Source organism: Aerococcaceae bacterium zg-252, from assembly GCA_016237705.1.
Taxonomy (GTDB): Bacteria; Bacillota; Bacilli; order Lactobacillales; family Aerococcaceae; genus Globicatella; species Globicatella yangjingiae.
This window is the reverse complement of record CP066204.1, coordinates 147,041-165,594: the sequence shown is the minus strand read 5'-3', so window position 1 is coordinate 165,594 and position 18,554 is coordinate 147,041. Positions and strand designations below refer to the sequence as shown.

The window sequence follows — 18,554 nt, the reverse complement described above, 5'->3', positions numbered from 1 at the left end:
GTTAATCCCACCCCTCATCATCATCTAAGTCCAAATCAAAATTCGCATAAGGCAATTCAACAAAGAAAGTACTACCTTTATTCTCTTCACTTTCTACCCAAATACGACCTCCATGTAATTCTACGACTTCTTTGGAAATGGCTAAACCTAAACCTGTTCCACCTTGATCACGAGAACGTGCTTTATCCACACGATAAAAGCGTTCAAATAAATGTGGAATATCTTTCTGCGGAATACCTAATCCCTCATCTTGAATGCTTAGTATTACCACATTTTCTGTTTCTTCGATTTTAACGAAAATTTCGCCACCGTCTGGTGAATACTTAATCGCATTGTTCATAATATTATCAATCACTTGCGTCATACGGTCTTGGTCGATTTCTAAATAGATTTCACGATTTGTAAAATCTCGATGAATAGTATATTTCTTCTCACTTTCTCCATTTTCCAAGGTGAAGACAAATCTATCCAAAATATGTGCTACAATTCGTTTAAAGTCAATCAATTCCATTTGTGGCTTAATTTGACCACCGTCAATTTTCGATAAATCCAATAAATTACCAATCATTCGAATCATTCGGTTTGTTTCAGATTGGATAACATCTAAAAATTGTGGGGCAATCTGATTATCTTTCCATGCACCGTCAATTAAAGCTTCACTATAACTTTTCACACTTGTTAATGGTGTACGCAATTCGTGCGATACATTGGATACAAATTCACGGCGTTCTTGCTCCGTTTTCTCTTGCTCCGTAATATCGGTTAACACACATACTAGTCCAGTTACAAAGCCAGTATCACGACGAATAATCGCAATTTCACCTTTTAAAATTGTGCCGTCTGGGCGATTAATCAACACTTCATTGTCCCCAACAAGCAAATCTTTAACTGAATAGCTTTCCTTAATACCTAATAAAGATAAAATTGAAATACCTAGTGCATCCTGTTGTTTTAAATTCAATAACTCAACAGCACGCTCATTTACTAGCAATACATTTCCACGACGGTCGGTACCAATAACGCCGTCGGTCATGTGTCGTAAAATTCCGTCCAATCGCTGCCGCTCGGCTTCAATTGATTCTTGACTCTCCTTAACCTTAACTGCCAATTCATTGACCGTAAACGCTAAGTCCCCTAACTCATCTTGTCCATAAACACTCGCTGGATAATTATATACCCCGTCTGAAATACGCATCGCTTGACGTCTGATTTCAGCAATCGGATGTGTTAATGCTTGCGATAACAGTAAAGCAATCACAAATGCTACAATAATCGCAATTACAGCCGATTGAAGAAACACAAGCATAACCGAATTTGTTTGATTATAGATTGGGTTCATACTCGCTTCAATCGACACGATACCTAAAAATTGTGAATTATCTTGTGACATAATTGGTCGAATCAAAATATACATTCGATTATTCCGTACATAGTCATGCAATTCCTGTGCATAAGCTTGACGAGTGGTCGCAACCGAAAGAGCATTTTCATTTTCAGTACGCTGCCCAATTGTATTGATAAGCCCACTTTGATTAGTTGCCAGAACATATCCTTGTGTATTTAAAATATAAATACGTGTTGCTTCTTCTGTTGTAAAGGTTGCTAATATTTGACTTAACTGTGACTCTATATTTGAAGCCGACTGACTGTTGTTGTCAGTCGGCTCTAATAGAGGTCGAACATTATTAATTAAAAAACTAGATTGCGTATTCCATGTTTCTTTAAAAGTTGTGACAGCTTGCGATTGTAATTGATCGATAAAAAAGACTCCGATAAATTGAAAAGCAATCAACAAAATAAAGATGAACAACATTGGAATTTTAATATGTATCGACTGAATAAAAGAAAATTGTCTCTTCATCTATTTAAGCGTCCTGTTCTGGTGTCTTCAAGAAATACCCAACACCACGACGTGTCACAATATATGTTGGATGACTCGGTGCATCTTCAATTTTTTCACGCAAGCGACGTACCGTAACATCGACTGTTCGCACATCTCCAAAATAATCGTAACCCCATACGGTTTCAAGTAAGTGTTCACGTGTCATTACTTGCCCAATATGTTTCGCTAAATAATGTAACAATTCAAATTCACGATGTGTCAACTCAATTTCCACACCACGTTTTGAAATGATATACGCATCTTGATGAATTGTTAATTCACCGATAACAATTTCATTTGAATTATTTTGCTCGTCTTGAGTCTCACGATTTCCGTGACGACGTAAATTCGCCTTAACACGTGCAATTAATTCACGATTAGAAAATGGTTTCGTTACATAATCATCGGCACCTAATTCAAGTCCCAATACTTTATCAATTTCAGAATCTTTCGCCGTTAACATAATAATCGGCACAGAACTTCCTTTTCGAATTTCACGACAGATTTCTAAGCCGTCCATTTTAGGTAACATTAAATCGAGTAATACTAAGTCAGGACTGACTTCATGAAACTTATCTAACCCTGCTTGCCCGTCATAGGCTGTTTCTACTTGATAGCCTTCATTTTGTAAATTAAAGGCAATAATATCCGAAATCGCTTTTTCATCATCGACTACTAGAATCTTTTTCACTGCAATTCCTCCTTATCTTTGTTCGTTCGGGTTGACTTGACTTCCATTTCGTAAATCCCCTCTGTGCGTTTCTCGCACTCTGGTAGTTTCCTCCAGTGATTCAAGTCAGAACACCCTCACTCACACTCTATTTGTATCTTTCTTTTGTCATAAGTGTTCTATCACTTATAACTCTTTCATTCACCTATATCGTCTGCTATTTAAGATATTAGAATAAATTGTAATGTTATCGTTTTATCCTAATCATCTTTATTATACCGATTTCATCAAATTAGTCAAAATATTCCTATATTGTTTGCGATGTCAAGCTATAAAAAATTTCGCCAGACTATTCTTGATATACATCAAGCGTTTGCCTGGCGAATTTTATACTTGAATTTATAATCGTTCAGTGATGATTTAGCGATTAGAAAATAATCACAGGAGTTCCGACTTCAACAATTGAGAAAACAACTGCCATAACTTCAGGTGGGGTATTGATACATCCTTGAGAACCTGAATAAAGATAGGCGTCGCCTCCAAAACTAGATTGCCAGTTAGCATCGTGAATCCCTTGACCTGTTGTATCAAATGGCATCCAATAATCAACCGGTTGTTCATAATGAGTACCTGTTTGAACACGAGTTCCTTTTAAAACTGCATTACGTTCCTTATTCCAAATTGTATATGCACCTGGAATCGTATCAGAAGAACCTGACATACCTGTTACAATCGCCGTTGATAATACTTGCTCATAATTTTGGTACACATACATCATTTGGTTTAACATATCAATTTCGACATATGTACCACCAATATCGTCACCGTCTGAGCCGTAACCAGACCCTACAATTTCAGGCGTACGAGTGACATCTTTCCCTGCTTTTAAATCAGCAACTAATTGTGCTGCTTCGGATTCACTGTCAATTGACCACCCAAGTGTCCCCGGTTGTACAGAAACAGTTCCTTGTAGTGTACTTGAAAATTGACGCACTTTATCATACGTTGCATATTTTTCATTCAATGTTCTCACATACGCTTGAGCTGCATCTTGGTCTACAACAATATGATTGCTTTCATCGAAATTAATCCACTTCAAAATTTCTTCTTTTGGAACTACAATAGATTCACCAGAAATTTCTAATGTAATTTTTGTACTAGCAAATTTCTCAATTTCTTGCATCGTAGACGTAATTTTTTCATCTTCTGAAGTCAATTGCGGTTTTAAATACGCTGTATTCACTTCAATCGTTTCTTCGCCTGTTTGCAATCCATTGACAATCATCTCTTTAACTGCTTCTAAGTCTAATTGATTACCTGTTTCTGCTTCTTCAACATAGTATCCACGTGCGTCTGAATATTGAATCGACGCATCTTTTGCTGCTTGACGTTCAGCATTGTTAATTCCTAAGCGTTCTAATGCATTAGTTAAATCTTGGTCATCAATTTGAACATGGTTTAATAGCAGATTGTCATACTCTTCAGATGAAAAATATCCTTTTATCCATTGTGACGGATCTTGTGATTGATAGGCTGCTGTCAATACCTCTTCAGCATTCACTTTTCCATTTAATTCTTCTAATGTAAAAGCACCTAATTCTTTCCCATTTTCCATTACTTTAATTTTTGATTGACTTAAATCAGCATTTATTTTATTCAATGCTTCTTCTAATGTTAAATTACTAATATCAACCGTTCCAAATTTTGTATTTGCTTGAAATTTTTCAGCATAGTAACCAATACCAGCACTATACCCAACTCCCAATAATAATAAAGTGAGCGTACTAATTAATAATGTCTTTTTCACCTTATCTCTCCTTCCCAATCTTACATGCGTCGTCAATTATAACAAAATATTTTTTTCATTGCGACATTCTTGCTTACACAAAGAATAGTAACATAGAATTATGAAAAAAGTTTGAATTAAATATGTAATGTCATGACAAATTTTTACAGCATTCACTCTTTTTTCAAACGATTTGATTCAAAATAGCAGCCACACCAGCTTCATTATTTGAACTCGTAATATAGCGTGTTAGTACCTTAATTTCGTCGGTAGCATTGCCCATTGCCACTGAATGATGTGCCCATTTTAACATCTCAATATCGTTTTGCTCATCACCAATAGCCATAACATCTGTCGCTTCAATTCCTAATGTTTGACATAATTGCATTAAGGCAGTCGCCTTATTTGTGTTCGGTGATAAAAATTCAATAATCACCGGTTGACTGCGAACCACACTAAATGCCTCATGCAACTCTGCTGATAAACCTTTTGACCACTCATCTAATTTCTCTTTTGGTCCTAGAACCATCATTTTGAAAATATTATCAATCTTTAAAAATTCATCAATAGAGATACTTGTCACATCTGTTTTTAAAGTGGCAGCATCTTTTGCAACAATATCAATCGGCGTCTTATCTTCAATTAAGAATAAATGGTCTTGGTCAAAAGCAACTAATTGTATCTCAGAACATCTTGTTTCAAAAAAGAAATCAATCAATGCTTTACGATTCGATACAGACTGATAAGTTGCTGATACAAGGGAGTAATCCGGCAAACGATAAGTCGCAGCACCATTTTGCAAAATGGTATAATCTTCGTCTTGGTCCAACCCAATCGCTTCGATAAAACGACGCACACCAGGTAAAGTTCGTCCCGTACAAATCACGACTTTGACACCTTGTTCAGCCACACGGTGCACTGCTTTAACATTTTCAGCGAGCACTTCTTTCGTATCTGTTAAAAAAGTGCCGTCTAAATCGATTGCTATTAGTTTTATCATAGAAATACTCCTTTTGTGAGTGAGAGATTAAAAAATTTTCCCTTTTAAGGAATGTTTTTAGCTCTTTTTATTTCTGAATTATAACAAAAAAACATCGCTTGTTTCAACCAAGGAAACAGAGCGATATTTCATATACTACAAAATTAAATTTGTAGAAACTCATCAATTACAATTACAAATACAACAAGTAATACTCAACAAATAAACTGATTTTTTAACTGATTGCACCTTATCTTTTAATGTTTCTGCATTAAACATCATATGTTATATTGATTCACTAAAGAAATAACGGTATAATATCTTTAGCTAAAAGGAGGTGCTATTATGCCACATATTAAATCAAGTACAGATTTACGAAACAATTATAATGAAATCTCTTCATTTTGTAATGAAACTAGCGAACCTATTTTTATTACTAAAAATGGTCGCGGTGACCTAGTTGTCATGAGCATTGATTTATTCAACAAATTCATGGGACAATACGAATTATATCAACTTCTAGAACAAAGCGAAGCTGATTTTTCAAACGGTCGTACTCTAACTTTTGAAGCTTCAATGGAAACCTTGAGGAAAGAATTAAAAAATGGAAAAATATAGCATCCTTGTTTCTGAAACTTTTCATCGAGATTTAAAAAATCTAATCCATTACATTTCTCATAATTTTGATGCACCATTCACTGCATCAGATTTACTCGATGATATTGAATATGCTGTTTCCAATCTTCGTACTATGCCTCATCGCTATGGACTCGTTAACGATAACTATCTTAGACATAAAAAATTTAGAAAATGTCTAGTTAAGCATTATATTATATTTTTTAAAATACACGATGAAAGTAAGACTGTCACAATTCATCGAATACTTCATGCCAAACAAAATTGGCTTGATATATTATAAGTTTCTAAAAAGACTTAACGAACTAACCAAAACTATAATAACAATTCCTTTAATAGGAATAAGCCACTATTACCTATTCTTATTGAAAGAATTACTACAATATACCTCGCTTCACCTATCTATCCTAATCCTTAACTGTTTTACTACCGTCTTGGTGGTACACTCTTCTCTCATTAATATCTATTTTTTCTAGCAGCTTTTCAGACAAATCCACTTCTAACATTTCAGCAATGCCTAGCACATAAATCATAATATCTGCCAATTCTTCCGCCATATTCTCGGTATCTTTTTTCAGCCAGCCTTTAAATAACTCATTCACTTCGCTATATAGTAACAACATTTCAAATTTTAAATCCGTTGTATTAAAGCCATGATTAATTTTATTTTGTAGTACTCGCTTTTGTAAATCCAATAAATTAATATCCATTTTAATCCCACCTATAAAATTTTCGTATAACTTGATTATGGGCTATAACATGACGAATATCAATATTTTTATGCAACAGAAATAAGGCAAGCACATTGAATCTACTTGCCTCATTTTATATTAACTAAAATCAATCACTTCATCATAAAATGCTCGATTATTTTCACCTAAATGATGGGTCACACTAATTGTTAAACGGTCATCAAAAGCATGAATTGTTTTTTCAATATCATACGCTGTTGCTTGGTCTAAATTCGCCGTCACTTCATCGAGCAGCATGATTGGCTTATCACTCAACAACGCACGTGCAATTCCAATCCGTTGTGCTTGACCACCGGAAATATTGTGATGTGCATCTCCGATTAATGTAGCATCACCGTCCGGCCATGCCGCAAAGACACTTTCTAATCCGGAACGAGCAATGACTTCTTGATAATGTGCTTGGGAAACATTGGTATTACCCAACAAAATATTCTCTTTTGCCGAAAGATTAAAAATATAGGTACTCTGTGGCACATATGCCATTAAATCTTTGACCGAGCGTTCCGTTAACTCTTTTATTTCTTGTCCATTTAAGTGCAGAGTTCCCTCATAATCGCTGATACTTTTAGATAGTAGCCCTAAAAACACAGACTTCCCAATACCAGACGGCCCTACAATCGCATAGTGACGTTTCCCCTCTAAAGAAAGATTAGGTAATTGTACCATTCTACCGTCATCAAATGTAACCGACAAATTCCTTGATTGCACTGACACAGTCTGTTCACTTGCCAATTGAATTGCCTTACCTGTTGGCGTCTCTTCCAGTGCTGAAATGATGTTCTCCACTTTATCCAATGTACCAAACCCAGATTGAAACTGACTAATGTAAACCATTAATACATGCAATGGACTAAAAATCATTCCAGCCAAATTACCCGTACTTATAATCGTCCCTGCCGATACCAACTGATTCACAGCTAAAAATCCAGTTAAGGCAATCATACCCATTTGAGCACTTAAAGAAAGCACTCCTGACACAACTGATACACCAGCCGTCAACTTACCGTCTGCAATTTTGACCTGTTTTACATCATCAATTGGCTTTATTAATTGTGTTTGCAACATATTTTTTGCATTATAATCATTTAAGATTGAATAGCCGCCTAACCAGTGCCCCATTTTAACGAGTAAATTACTATTACTATCAGCGACTTTCTGTGCCATTTCTTGCATACGTTTTTGGAATAAAGTCGGAATTGTAAACATCAAAGCAGCTAAAACAAACGCCATTATCACTAGCGATACATGCAAATAGGTCAACCCAATAATGCTCGATACCAAATTACAAACATTTGCAATAATTTTAAAAAAGGAAGACAAACTGCGTGATGAAATAATATCCAGTTCCGTTACCATACTCGCAGCGTAATTTTCAGATTTTTCTTTATGAAACGCACGAAACTCCGATTGTTCAATCGCCTTTAAACTCGCAAGACGAATATCTGCGACTACTGCCTCACTTACAATCGAAACATTTACACTATGTAAATAATCAACAATAATCGTTACCCCAAAGAATGTCAATGCCAATAATGTTGCTTTAAAAAAAGCTGCTTGATTCAATTTAATTACGGCATTTAAAATATCAGCAACCGTCAAAGCAGCTAATACTTGAGCAATGGACATCGTTGCTGCAAGTAATACTATCCATAGAAATCTTAATTTATAAGGTGATAGCCATTTCCATAATTTTTTGACATTTTTCATTCGCTCTCTTCCTTTCTCTATATAAACTTTAATTATTATTTATTATAAGTTTATCACACTAATATAATTAATCAAGTCTATCTCTAATCTTTTTTTAATTTTGCATCCATAGCTGTTTTATACTTGAGAAACAATAAAAATATCCTCAAGCCTTATGCCTGAGGATTCATATCCACTATAACCGTTTATACCCATTCACTTTCTTTACGCACCATTAAAATTCCGTCACCTAATGGCACTAAGCATGAACGATGATTTTTATCTTGAAGTACGGTATCGAGTAATTCATTTAACTTACGATGAATTTTACGCACACGTTTTGGTCGCTCACTTTCATCTTCTAAAATAGTGCCACCTTGAAAAATATCGTCAATAATCAATACGCCACCCATTTTCAAAAGACGCATACATTCAGGATAGAACTCGATATATTTCGCTTTCGCACTATCCATAAAAATCAAATCATACGACCCCTCTAATGTCGGTAAGACATCAGCAGCATCTCCCTCAATCAAGGTCACTTTGTCCGAAAAGCCCATTTTCTCAAAATTTTCTTTTGCTCGGTCATACATCAATGCATAACGGTCAATCGTTGTTAAGTGTCCGTCTGCTTGTAAATGTTGTGCCATTAAACTGGCAGAAAAACCAATCGCCGTTCCAATTTCTAAAATTGACTTCGGTTCAACCGTCGCACAAAAGAAATCAATAAACTTTGCAGTTTCATGAGGAATTACTGGAATCCCACGTTCATTTGCAAAGGCTTCAATTTCACCTAACATACCGTCAAATGGCAATTGTGCCTTTCTCATATATTCTACTAATTCTTGCATCACCACTGGTCGATGCATCATTTCATTTAACATATCCTTTAGTCCTTTTTCTTGCTCGCTTAGGTTAGCTTACACCACTGGAAAAACGCCCTTACTCGCATATTCTGGCTCGTTCGGGTTGACTTGACATCCAACTTCGCAAATTCCCTTTGTGCGATACTCGCACGACGGTAATTTTCTCCAGTGGTTCAAGTCAGAACACCCTCACTCACACTATGTTTTATTCTGGCTCCAATGAGCTGAAATGACGTCCACTTCAAAACGCTCATTGTCGCACTATGTTCTTATATTATTTCAATCTGTTGCGACATCTTCAAATTTTAATGAAAAATGCTCAGCAAATTCATGGACATCTAACTCAACAGACAATCCCACCTTACCGGCACTAAAAATTAAACGCTCGGTACTTTGTGCCGACAAATCAAATACCGTTGGAAATAGCTTTTTCATACCAATCGGCGAACATCCACCATGAACATAACCAGTTAACGGCAATAATTCTTTTTCCTTTATCATCTCAATCGATTTTTCTCCTACTGCTTTCGCAGCTTTTTTCAAATCCAATGAGCGTTCAATCGGAATGACAAAGACATAATGTGCCTTAGATTTACCAACGGTCACAAGCGTCTTATAAATAGGGCTGCTATTCGGCGAATTTCCATTCAATTGTTCATGCTCTTGATACGAAATTCCAGCTGTATCCAACCAACGCATCACATTTGTTTTCGTATGTTTCGCCATACTACACACTCTTTCTTGTCGTGCGTTTCGTCATTTTTTTCGTCGGTGAGACAGCTTCTAAAAAGGCTTCAAGCTGAACAAAAGCTGCCTCATTAGTATCCGTACGACCCAATAGTTCAATCACCTGTTGTGTGTAACTATATACATCTTCACCCATTAAATTACGCAGACGCCAAATTTGTTCCAATTTTTCTTTCGGCATTAACAACTCTTCTTTTCGTGTGCCGGAACGTAAGATATCTACAGCTGGGAACAAACGACGTTCTGCCCATTGACGTGATAAATGCAGTTCCATATTACCTGTCCCTTTGAATTCTTCATAGATAACATCGTCCATACGGCTCCCTGTATCAACTAAGGCAGTCGCTAAAATCGTCAACGAGCCACCATTTTCAACATTCCGTGCTGCACCAAAGAAACGCTTAGGCAAGTAGAAAGCAGCTGGGTCAACCCCCCCACTTAATGTACGCCCACTCGGCTTAACTACTAAGTTATATGCACGAGCCAAACGTGTCATACTATCCATTAAGATAATGACATCTCGACCGTCTTCAACTAATCGCATCGCACGTTCCAATACTAATTCTGTGATACGCACATGATTTTCTGGCCGTTGGTCAAAGGTTGAATACACCACTTCGCCGTCCACACTACGTTCAATATCGGTTACTTCTTCCGGACGTTCGTCAATTAATAATACAATTAATTCAGTATCTGGGTAATTCGCTTTAATCCCATTCGCTAGTTCTTTTAATACTGTTGTTTTACCAGCTTTAGGGGGTGAAACAATAATCCCACGTTGTCCAAAGCCAATAGGTGCAATTAAATCAATCATACGATTAGCAGTCTTTTTCGCATCATACTCCAATTGTATTTGCCGGTCTGGATAAATGGCTGTCAAACTTGGGAAATGGTCACGATTTTTAGCTTCTTCAGGGTCTTTACCATTAACCGAACTCACTTGCATCAAGCCAGAGTATCGCTCGCTCGCTTTCGGTGGACGAGCAGGCCCAGCTACTTTATCTCCATTTCTTAATTCAAAGCGCCGTATTTGAGAACTTGAAATATAAATATCTTCATGACTTGGCGAGAAGTTAATCGGTCTTAAAAAGCCATACCCCTCACTCGGAATAATATCCAATACACCTTCAACATAATAGAAACCTTGTTTTTCCTCTTGCGTACGCATGACGGCTAAGGCTAATTCCTTTTTACTCAATTGACTATAATTTGGAATTTCTAATTCTCTTGCGTAAGCATATAATTGTTTTACTTCACTGTTTAATAATGTTTCTAGTGAGAATGCATCTGACATACTATCACTCGCTTTCTTTCTCTACAAAACGATTGGACAAAGTGATGAAAGTTTCCATTACCTTTCTCTCTTTTGCCCAACCAAATCCATTAATTATTCTTCAATCATTTCAATATCTGCACCTACGGCTTGTAATTTACCAACAATATCCGTATAGCCACGCAAGATGTTATCAACACCTGTAATAACCGTTTCACCCTCAGCCATTAACCCAGCGATGACCAAACAAGCTCCAGCTCGTAAATCACTCGCTTTCACTTGAGCACCCATTAATTTACTTGGACCCTCCATGCGAATCATATCACCGTCCACACGAATATTAGCACCCATGCGATTCAATTCTGGTATATGTTTCACTCGTTGTGGATAAATCGTATCAATAATCGTGCCATGTCCATGTGCCATTACCAATACTGGTGTCACTGGTTGTTGCAAATCAGTCGCAAAACCTGGATATGGTAATGTTTTAATGCTGACCATTTTTAATTGTTCCACTGGATGAACATAAATACTGTCCTCCATAATTTCCATTTTAACGCCCATTTCAACTAATTTTGAAATAAAACTATCTAAATGCTCGTAAATAACATTATTAATTCGTACACCTTGACCCATAGCAACGGCAGCTGAAATGTATGTTCCTGCTTCAATACGGTCAGGAATAATAGTATGTGTCACACCATGCAATTCTTCTACCCCGTCAATACGAATTTCGCTCGTACCAGCTCCACGAATTTTAGCACCCATTTTATTGAGTAAAGTAACTACATCAATAATTTCTGGCTCACGAGCTGCATTTTCAATAATCGTACGTCCTTTAGCACGAACAGATGCTAAAATGGCATTGATAGTCGCTCCTACTGATACAACGTCCATATAAATATGAGCACCCTCTAACCCATTCGGTGTCGTCAATGTTACCACACCGTAATCATCGTTTATTTCTGCACCTAATGAACGAAATGCTTTAATATGTTGGTCGATTGGACGTGGCCCTAAGAAACAACCACCTGGCAAACCAATCACACCCTCACCAAAACGAGTCAACGTCGCCCCCATAAAGTAATAAGACGCACGTAAACTTTGGATTTTACCTGTTGGCATTGGAATCGAAATAATTTCACTTGGGTCAATTCTTAATACATTGTTTTCAAAATGTGTTTTGACATTAAAATCTGCCAAAATTTCAATTAATGAATGGACATCTTGAATATCCGGCACACCTTCTAATACCACTTCAGAATTTGCCATAATCGCAGCTGGAATCAAGGCAACGACACTATTTTTTGCTCCATTGATTGTGATTTCTCCCTTTAAAGGTTTACCTCCACGAATCACTAATTTTTTCATTGTTTATCTCCTAACTGATTTCATTCATTTTATTTATTAAACTGTTGGTCTAAATACTGATTTAAAGTATTGTTTAACCATTTGATACTATATAATTGATGTTCATTCGTCATTCCAGCTATTTTAAATAATTCAATCAATAAGTCATGTACTTGCTGGGGCGAATACCCTATCCGTTTTTGGAAAAAGGTTTCATCAACATTAACCACTTCATGTGCTACCAAATTTCGCAAATATTTTTCAATCTGCCTGATGTTCGCTGTTATTTCAATGACTTGGGAATTATTAGAATAGGTTTCGATAAGTTTGATGAGATGACTTGAACTCACATACTGGTCATAATTGAAGTAATTTCCGTAATATTTTTGCCATGCTCGGCGAATAATATTATTATCTGATTCGATTTTGTCTTTTGACCATTGAATACCACGATATAACTTTTCACCTTGTTTCGTTTCTTTTTCAACTAACTCCATATACTGAGATAATTCTGGTAAAAATTCATGTTCAATCAATACTCTTAAGACATCGACTAACAAAGGTGTCAGTCCTCGTAAATAATCACTATATTCACGGCGTATTAATTTTATCGTCATTGCTTGTAAATAGCAATAGGATTTTTGTTCTAATATCGTTTCCGACAAAAGTGAATTAAAACCAAGCGATTTTGCTGATTCATTTATCTTTGGTATATCAACTGTTATCATAGCTTGTACTAATTCCAAGCACATCATAAAACGTAGATTTAATCTTAGTTTTTCTTGTTGCATTTCACGATTAATCGCAAAATAATCATGATACTGCAATAACTTTTTCAGCTGTGCATATTGAATTTGGGACAGTGTTTGTTCCATAAAAACACTCCTCTCATGCATAGCCATTATTTTACCATAATTTTATACACTTGAACACTTTTCCTACTCGATGATAAAAACTAAAGTATATCATCCACCTGCAAAAAATAAAACGATTACATTGGAATTCTAAGCGTGTTTGATATACTAAAGATGTAGAAAAGTAAAGACGGCGGCTACCCATTCGAAAAATCATGGTGTGCGCAAGGGTGTTATGCCTCGAATCACTGGAGGACATTGCCGACGTGCGTGCAAAACGCACTGAGGAAATGTCTGAAGTAGACGTCGAGGCAGCCCAAGCAAGCCTAAATAGGCGGCGGTGCTTATGATTGTAAGTACTGAAATCTTAAAGAAAGGAGTAGCAGTTTGGCTGCATTTGAAACAGTACAAACAATCTTGTTGTTTAGCAGTGTTGTTATCAACTTGATTGCTTTGTGCTATCAAATATTTACAGACAAGCATAAAAAATAAGCCGTCCTTAACTTTGGCTGGTTAAACGGCTTATAATCTAATATAAGTGGTAGCCACCGTCTTAAACGGTTCTACACAAGAGTCGAGTTCTAGCTCAACTCTTTCTATTTATATTATACAGAACATTGGTTTGGTTATCAACAAAGAAAAACATATTGTAAAATAAAGTGAATTCTCCGCACAACAAAAAACTCTAACACCGACTACCCGTAGCCAATATTAGAGTCTAATAATCTTTTATTTCCGTATCATCGTTTTCAAGCGAGAAATTCCTGATACGATGATAAAAATAATAACAAAACATAATGTAATCGATGCACCCGGTGGTGTATCAAAACGATATGACATCGTCAATCCTAAAAATATCCCCACTAAATTGATGAATATTCCAATCACAATTGTTTTAGCGAAACTATTCGATATTTTAATCGCCGTTGCAGACGGAATGACGATTAAGGCAGACACCAACAAACTCCCTACAATTGGCATCATAATACTAATCGCTATACCAGTCACTACCGAGAAAATAATCGACATCATTTTAACCGGTAAACCAGCCGTTTTAGCTGTCGCCTCATCAAAAGTCAACACGTATAATGGCCGTCTAAACACAATGTATAGCACTAACATCAAGACTGCTAATAACATTAACAAGCGCACTTCTTGGTCAGTGATTAAAATAATTGAACCAAATAAATACTGTTCAATCCGAAAATTCGCTGCATTCGTATTCAAACTCACTAAAACTAAAGCAACTGCCATTCCTGTTGCTGTCATTAATGCCACTGAAATTTCTGAAAAATCACGATACACCATTCGCAAATACTCAATAATAATCGACGCAATCACTACTACAACTAATGTAGAATAAGTTGGACTAACTTGTAATATCATACCTAATGCCACTCCAGCTAAGGAAATATGGGCTAAAGTATCTGCCAAGAGCGACTGACGACGTAATATCAATAGTAACCCTAGTATCGGTGTAATCAGCGAGATAGCACCACCGGCTAAGAATGCTCTTTGGATGAATTCATACTGAAACATCTCCATGGTGACCCCTCCTCTCTCACTAAACGGATTTCACGATGATAATAGCCCTCAATCTCCATATCTGCATGTGTTACCATTAAGATTGCTTTACCATGATATTCACAACTATGTTTCAATAAATCATAAAACGAACGTCTTGAGGCAATATCCATTCCTGTCGTCGGTTCATCTAACACAAAAAAATCAGGGTCTGTCGCAAACACTCGTGCAATATTAATACGTTGCTTTTGCCCACCAGACAATTCACCTATTTTTTTATCCATTAAATGTGCCATGCCCACTGCACTCAATGCTCGATTCACATGTTCTTTATCATGATCGTCTAGAGCTTTAAACCACCGTTTTTTACTGTATCGCCCTGATTCGACTAATCTCTTTACAGTTGATGGAAATCCAGCATTAAAAGCTGTGACATTTTGCGGCACATATCCAACCGATAATTTTTCTCCTAAAGCATTAGTTTTTGCCATTTCAATCGTTCCAGTAGCTGGCTTTAATAGCCCTAAAATATTCTTAATTAAGGTGGATTTGGCTGCACCATTTTCACCGGTTAAAATAATAAATTCACCAGCATCTACATGAAAATTAACATTATTCAGTACTTTTTCTCGGTCATAGTAAAAGGATAAATCCTTTACTGTTAATAATCGCATGCTCTTTCTCCTATCTCGTGCTCCAATGGTTCATTTCAGAACGCTCATTGTCACACCATGTTATTCCGGCTCCAATGAGCTGAAATGACATCCACTTCACAAAATCCCTCTGTGCGTTTTCACGCACGCCGGTATTTTGCTCCAGTGATTCATTTCAAAACGCTCATTGTCGCACTATATCATCTCCATAAGGATAATCATTACTTTTACAAAATATCATAATACGTTTTTTACTATCTAATGTCAAGAAAATGCCCTTTTAAAAAGCAAAAAAGCACTTTTAGCCGCAGCTAAAGGTGCTTATATCACAAAATGATTATTCTGCTGTTTCCATTGGTTGTACTTCAGTTGCTAACGCATCTTCTGGCACGTCAATCGCTTGTTCAACACCATGCTCAGAGAAATTCATATCAATTACAACATTGATAATACTTGGTAAAGTTGACTCTGTTTCTTCACCTGTCGCAGGCACAATATCCTCTGTATTAATCGTGATACTGAAGTGCATTGATGTCATCAATTTTGTTGTTTTATCATAGTGCGCTTCAATAACCGGATTCCATTTCAAGAATTTTTCTAAGCTTTCTTTTGAATAGACACTTTCAATTTGAGCACGTTCTTCAGCACTCAATGTCTCACCTGTTTGAGCTTCTGCTTGAGCAATCGCTTCATTCATAATTTTTTCAAAATCAACAGAAGTCGAAATAGCTTCCCATAATTCATCGGCCGTAATATCTTTTTTCAATGATAACACATACTCTGAATCCGTTTCGTTAACATCTGTAAATTTAGCACTAGCTTCAGCACTTTGTTCAGTAGCTGCATTAAATTGAGCCATTTGTGCTTCAAATTGTTGTTTAACTTCTTCGATTTGACTTGCTACATCAACAGCAGACCAAGTCTTTTCTTCTGTTTCTGGAGTTGGTGTATGTACATAAGCAATATTATCCTTTAAATAAGCAGTCAAACTTAAATTTTGATTACCTAAAAATAATGATGAGACACTACCATTAAAAGCTGCAGACAATGGTTCTGCATTAAATTGTCCGTCATATTTAAGGATTCCTAAATCAGCTGATTGTCCGTCTGAAAGAGCAGAAACTTTAATCGTTCCGTCAAATTTTAAAGCTGAATACCCTTGATTTGCTTTCGTTAACTCAGTAAAAAATGCTTGGTCATATTTTTCTTGTGCTGATACCGTGCTTAATGCAGGACCACCAGCTAATAATGTTGTTGCAGTTAAGGCTACTAATTTTTTCTTCCAATTTTTCATGTGTAAATCTCCTCCTAGTTTTCAATTACATCTTTAGTATATCATACTTTTCACTTGAAAATATGACGAAACAATAAATTTTATATGATTAAATTTTGTCAATATTCGTGTTTTACTTAATTTATTCAATAATTAACATTTTATCACGATAATCCTGCCATTTAGCTTCTTCTAGAACTGTTTCTTCTACACCTCTTGAACTCACTTTGTCGAACAATATTTTCACTGTTTGAAAAAGTAATTTTAAATCAAAGGCTAATGAATAGTTTTTAATATACAACAAATCAAAATTCAGCTTATTATTAAAGTCGGTACTGTACTTACCGTAGACTTGTGCATATCCTGTAATACCGGCACGCACATGGTGTCGTAAGGCATAGTATGGATTCTGTTCTTGGAATTGACTGACAAAGAATGGTCTTTCAGGCCTTGGTCCAACTAATGACATATCGCCCAATAACACATTGAACAATTGTGGCAATTCATCAATTCGTAAACTACGAATCACCTTACCTACACGTGTTACACGACTATCATTTGATGCTGCTAACACTGGCCCTGTATCTTTTTCAGCCGTCGCACTCATTGAACGGAATTTTAAAATATTAAACGTCCGATGTCCTATAGTCACTCGTTCTTGTTTATAAAAGATAGGTCCAGGTGAATCTAATTTTATCGCAACCATCGTTACTAACATAATCGGTAACGTAATCACGATTAAAACAAGTGCCACCATAATATCAACTAAACGTTTAATCAAAGCATCTTCAGCAGAAATTTTAAATGGTGAAACTTCAATAATACTTTCATCTTCAAAACTCATAATATTAGGATTCACCATCATTAAGTTTTCAAATTCCGTACTAATAAACAACTTTTTATTTTGTTTCATTAAAAACTCGTAAATTTTAAGCCGTTCACTTTCTTCAATGTATCCTGTTAAGTAGACAATATCGACAGCTTTCGACCATTTTTTAACATTATGATAATAATTATTTAAAATAACATGAGTTACCGTATGACGCTTATTGCCCATACACTCAAAATTATGCACTGCCTCTAATACTCTATCCGGCTGGCCAACGACTAATATTTTCTTTTGCCCTCGTAAACGATGATACAGCCAATAAACCGCAGTATTATAACAGAACATCACGACAGTTCCAATTGCGACATTCCATAACACAACTGAACGTGAAATAGTTTCCCAATTCGCAACATAGGACAATGCCATTACATAGACGGATAAGACAATTTGACTTAAAAGTGTAAAATATAAAATATCTGTTTTCGATTTATTATAAAATATATAAGTTCCAAACAATAAATTGATGACGATAAAGCCCAAAATAATCCATGGCCAACTTTGATGCAATCCGACAAATTCCTTACTCGGAATCGTTCCAGAAAAAGTCACTACAAACGATAGGTACATACTCATTAAAGTCACAATAGACCCAATGGCAACTGCCCCCAGTTTTAATAGTGTATTCCATTCATATCGATTATTCACATTAATTTCCTCTCTGGTATAGTTCTCTTTAACGCAGAAAATCCACTTTTAGTATTTCTACCTATCACTACCAACTCACTAAAAATCCA

18 protein-coding genes are annotated in these 18,554 nt (G+C 36.0%); 3 read left to right on the top strand and 15 right to left on the bottom strand.

What is annotated here, in order from left to right; genetic code table 11:
- Window position 1: 1 nt before the first annotated feature.
- The 4 genes from walK to JDW14_00875 all read right to left on the bottom strand — a co-directional run bounded on the left by walK (window position 2) and on the right by JDW14_00875 (window position 5,338).
- Entirely contained in the window at window positions 2-1,861 is a 1,860-nt protein-coding gene (gene walK / locus JDW14_00890) for a cell wall metabolism sensor histidine kinase WalK (protein QQD65717.1), read from the bottom strand.
- Between the two features lie 4 nt (window positions 1,862-1,865).
- Window positions 1,866-2,579 carry a response regulator transcription factor gene (locus tag JDW14_00885; protein QQD66462.1) on the bottom strand — a complete coding sequence of 238 codons (714 nt, stop codon included), beginning with the start codon at window positions 2,577-2,579 and terminating at the stop codon, window positions 1,866-1,868.
- A 400-nt stretch (window positions 2,580-2,979) separates the two neighbouring features.
- Entirely contained in the window at window positions 2,980-4,359 is a 1,380-nt protein-coding gene (locus JDW14_00880) for a peptidoglycan binding domain-containing protein (protein QQD65716.1), read from the bottom strand.
- A gap of 163 nt (window positions 4,360-4,522) precedes the next feature.
- A complete protein-coding gene (locus JDW14_00875) occupies window positions 4,523-5,338 on the bottom strand; it encodes an HAD family phosphatase (protein ID QQD65715.1) in 816 nt (271 codons plus the stop codon).
- 324 nt (window positions 5,339-5,662) lie between these two features.
- On the opposite strand from JDW14_00875, the gene JDW14_00870 reads away from it, so the two are divergent.
- On the top strand, window positions 5,663-5,935 hold the full coding sequence (locus JDW14_00870) for a type II toxin-antitoxin system Phd/YefM family antitoxin (protein QQD65714.1): 273 nt from the start codon (window positions 5,663-5,665) through the stop codon (window positions 5,933-5,935).
- On the top strand, window positions 5,922-6,236 hold the full coding sequence (locus tag JDW14_00865; protein QQD65713.1) for a type II toxin-antitoxin system RelE/ParE family toxin: 315 nt from the start codon (window positions 5,922-5,924) through the stop codon (window positions 6,234-6,236). Before JDW14_00870 ends, JDW14_00865 begins: the two co-directional genes overlap by 14 nt.
- A gap of 124 nt (window positions 6,237-6,360) precedes the next feature.
- Here the strand turns inward: JDW14_00865 and JDW14_00860 are convergent, their stop codons facing one another.
- The 7 genes from JDW14_00860 to JDW14_00830 all read right to left on the bottom strand — a co-directional run bounded on the left by JDW14_00860 (window position 6,361) and on the right by JDW14_00830 (window position 13,502).
- Window positions 6,361-6,663, bottom strand: a complete 303-nt coding sequence (locus JDW14_00860; protein ID QQD65712.1) for a hypothetical protein — start codon at window positions 6,661-6,663, stop codon at window positions 6,361-6,363.
- 120 nt (window positions 6,664-6,783) lie between these two features.
- Window positions 6,784-8,412, bottom strand: a complete 1,629-nt coding sequence (locus JDW14_00855) for an ABC transporter ATP-binding protein (protein ID QQD65711.1) — start codon at window positions 8,410-8,412, stop codon at window positions 6,784-6,786.
- A 185-nt stretch (window positions 8,413-8,597) separates the two neighbouring features.
- Window positions 8,598-9,275 carry an O-methyltransferase gene (locus tag JDW14_00850; GenBank protein QQD65710.1) on the bottom strand — a complete coding sequence of 226 codons (678 nt, stop codon included), beginning with the start codon at window positions 9,273-9,275 and terminating at the stop codon, window positions 8,598-8,600.
- A gap of 261 nt (window positions 9,276-9,536) precedes the next feature.
- Window positions 9,537-9,983 carry an aminoacyl-tRNA deacylase gene (locus tag JDW14_00845; GenBank protein QQD65709.1) on the bottom strand — a complete coding sequence of 149 codons (447 nt, stop codon included), beginning with the start codon at window positions 9,981-9,983 and terminating at the stop codon, window positions 9,537-9,539.
- 1 nt (window position 9,984) lies between these two features.
- Window positions 9,985-11,298, bottom strand: coding sequence for a transcription termination factor Rho (gene rho / locus JDW14_00840; GenBank protein QQD65708.1), 1,314 nt, complete (start codon window positions 11,296-11,298; stop codon window positions 9,985-9,987).
- A gap of 93 nt (window positions 11,299-11,391) precedes the next feature.
- A complete protein-coding gene (locus tag JDW14_00835; protein QQD65707.1) occupies window positions 11,392-12,648 on the bottom strand; it encodes a UDP-N-acetylglucosamine 1-carboxyvinyltransferase in 1,257 nt (418 codons plus the stop codon).
- A gap of 29 nt (window positions 12,649-12,677) precedes the next feature.
- Window positions 12,678-13,502: a hypothetical protein gene (locus JDW14_00830; GenBank protein ID QQD65706.1), complete on the bottom strand. Its 825-nt coding sequence runs from the start codon at window positions 13,500-13,502 to the stop codon at window positions 12,678-12,680.
- Between the two features lie 366 nt (window positions 13,503-13,868).
- Here JDW14_00830 and JDW14_00825 point away from each other — a divergent pair, with 366 nt between their 5' ends.
- Window positions 13,869-13,973 carry a hypothetical protein gene (locus JDW14_00825; GenBank protein QQD65705.1) on the top strand — a complete coding sequence of 35 codons (105 nt, stop codon included), beginning with the start codon at window positions 13,869-13,871 and terminating at the stop codon, window positions 13,971-13,973.
- A 237-nt stretch (window positions 13,974-14,210) separates the two neighbouring features.
- On the opposite strand, the gene JDW14_00820 is transcribed toward JDW14_00825, so the two are convergent.
- The 4 genes from JDW14_00820 to JDW14_00805 form a co-directional block, all read right to left on the bottom strand.
- Window positions 14,211-15,026, bottom strand: a complete 816-nt coding sequence (locus JDW14_00820) for a metal ABC transporter permease (GenBank protein QQD65704.1) — start codon at window positions 15,024-15,026, stop codon at window positions 14,211-14,213.
- A complete protein-coding gene (locus tag JDW14_00815; protein QQD65703.1) occupies window positions 14,984-15,679 on the bottom strand; it encodes a metal ABC transporter ATP-binding protein in 696 nt (231 codons plus the stop codon). The genes JDW14_00820 and JDW14_00815 overlap by 43 nt, the downstream gene beginning before the upstream one ends.
- Window positions 15,680-15,995: 316 nt before the next feature.
- Window positions 15,996-16,952, bottom strand: coding sequence for a hypothetical protein (locus JDW14_00810; protein ID QQD65702.1), 957 nt, complete (start codon window positions 16,950-16,952; stop codon window positions 15,996-15,998).
- 121 nt (window positions 16,953-17,073) lie between these two features.
- Complete coding sequence (locus JDW14_00805) at window positions 17,074-18,465, bottom strand: sugar transferase (protein QQD65701.1); 1,392 nt, start codon at window positions 18,463-18,465, stop codon at window positions 17,074-17,076.
- Between the last annotated feature and the right edge of the window lie 89 nt (window positions 18,466-18,554).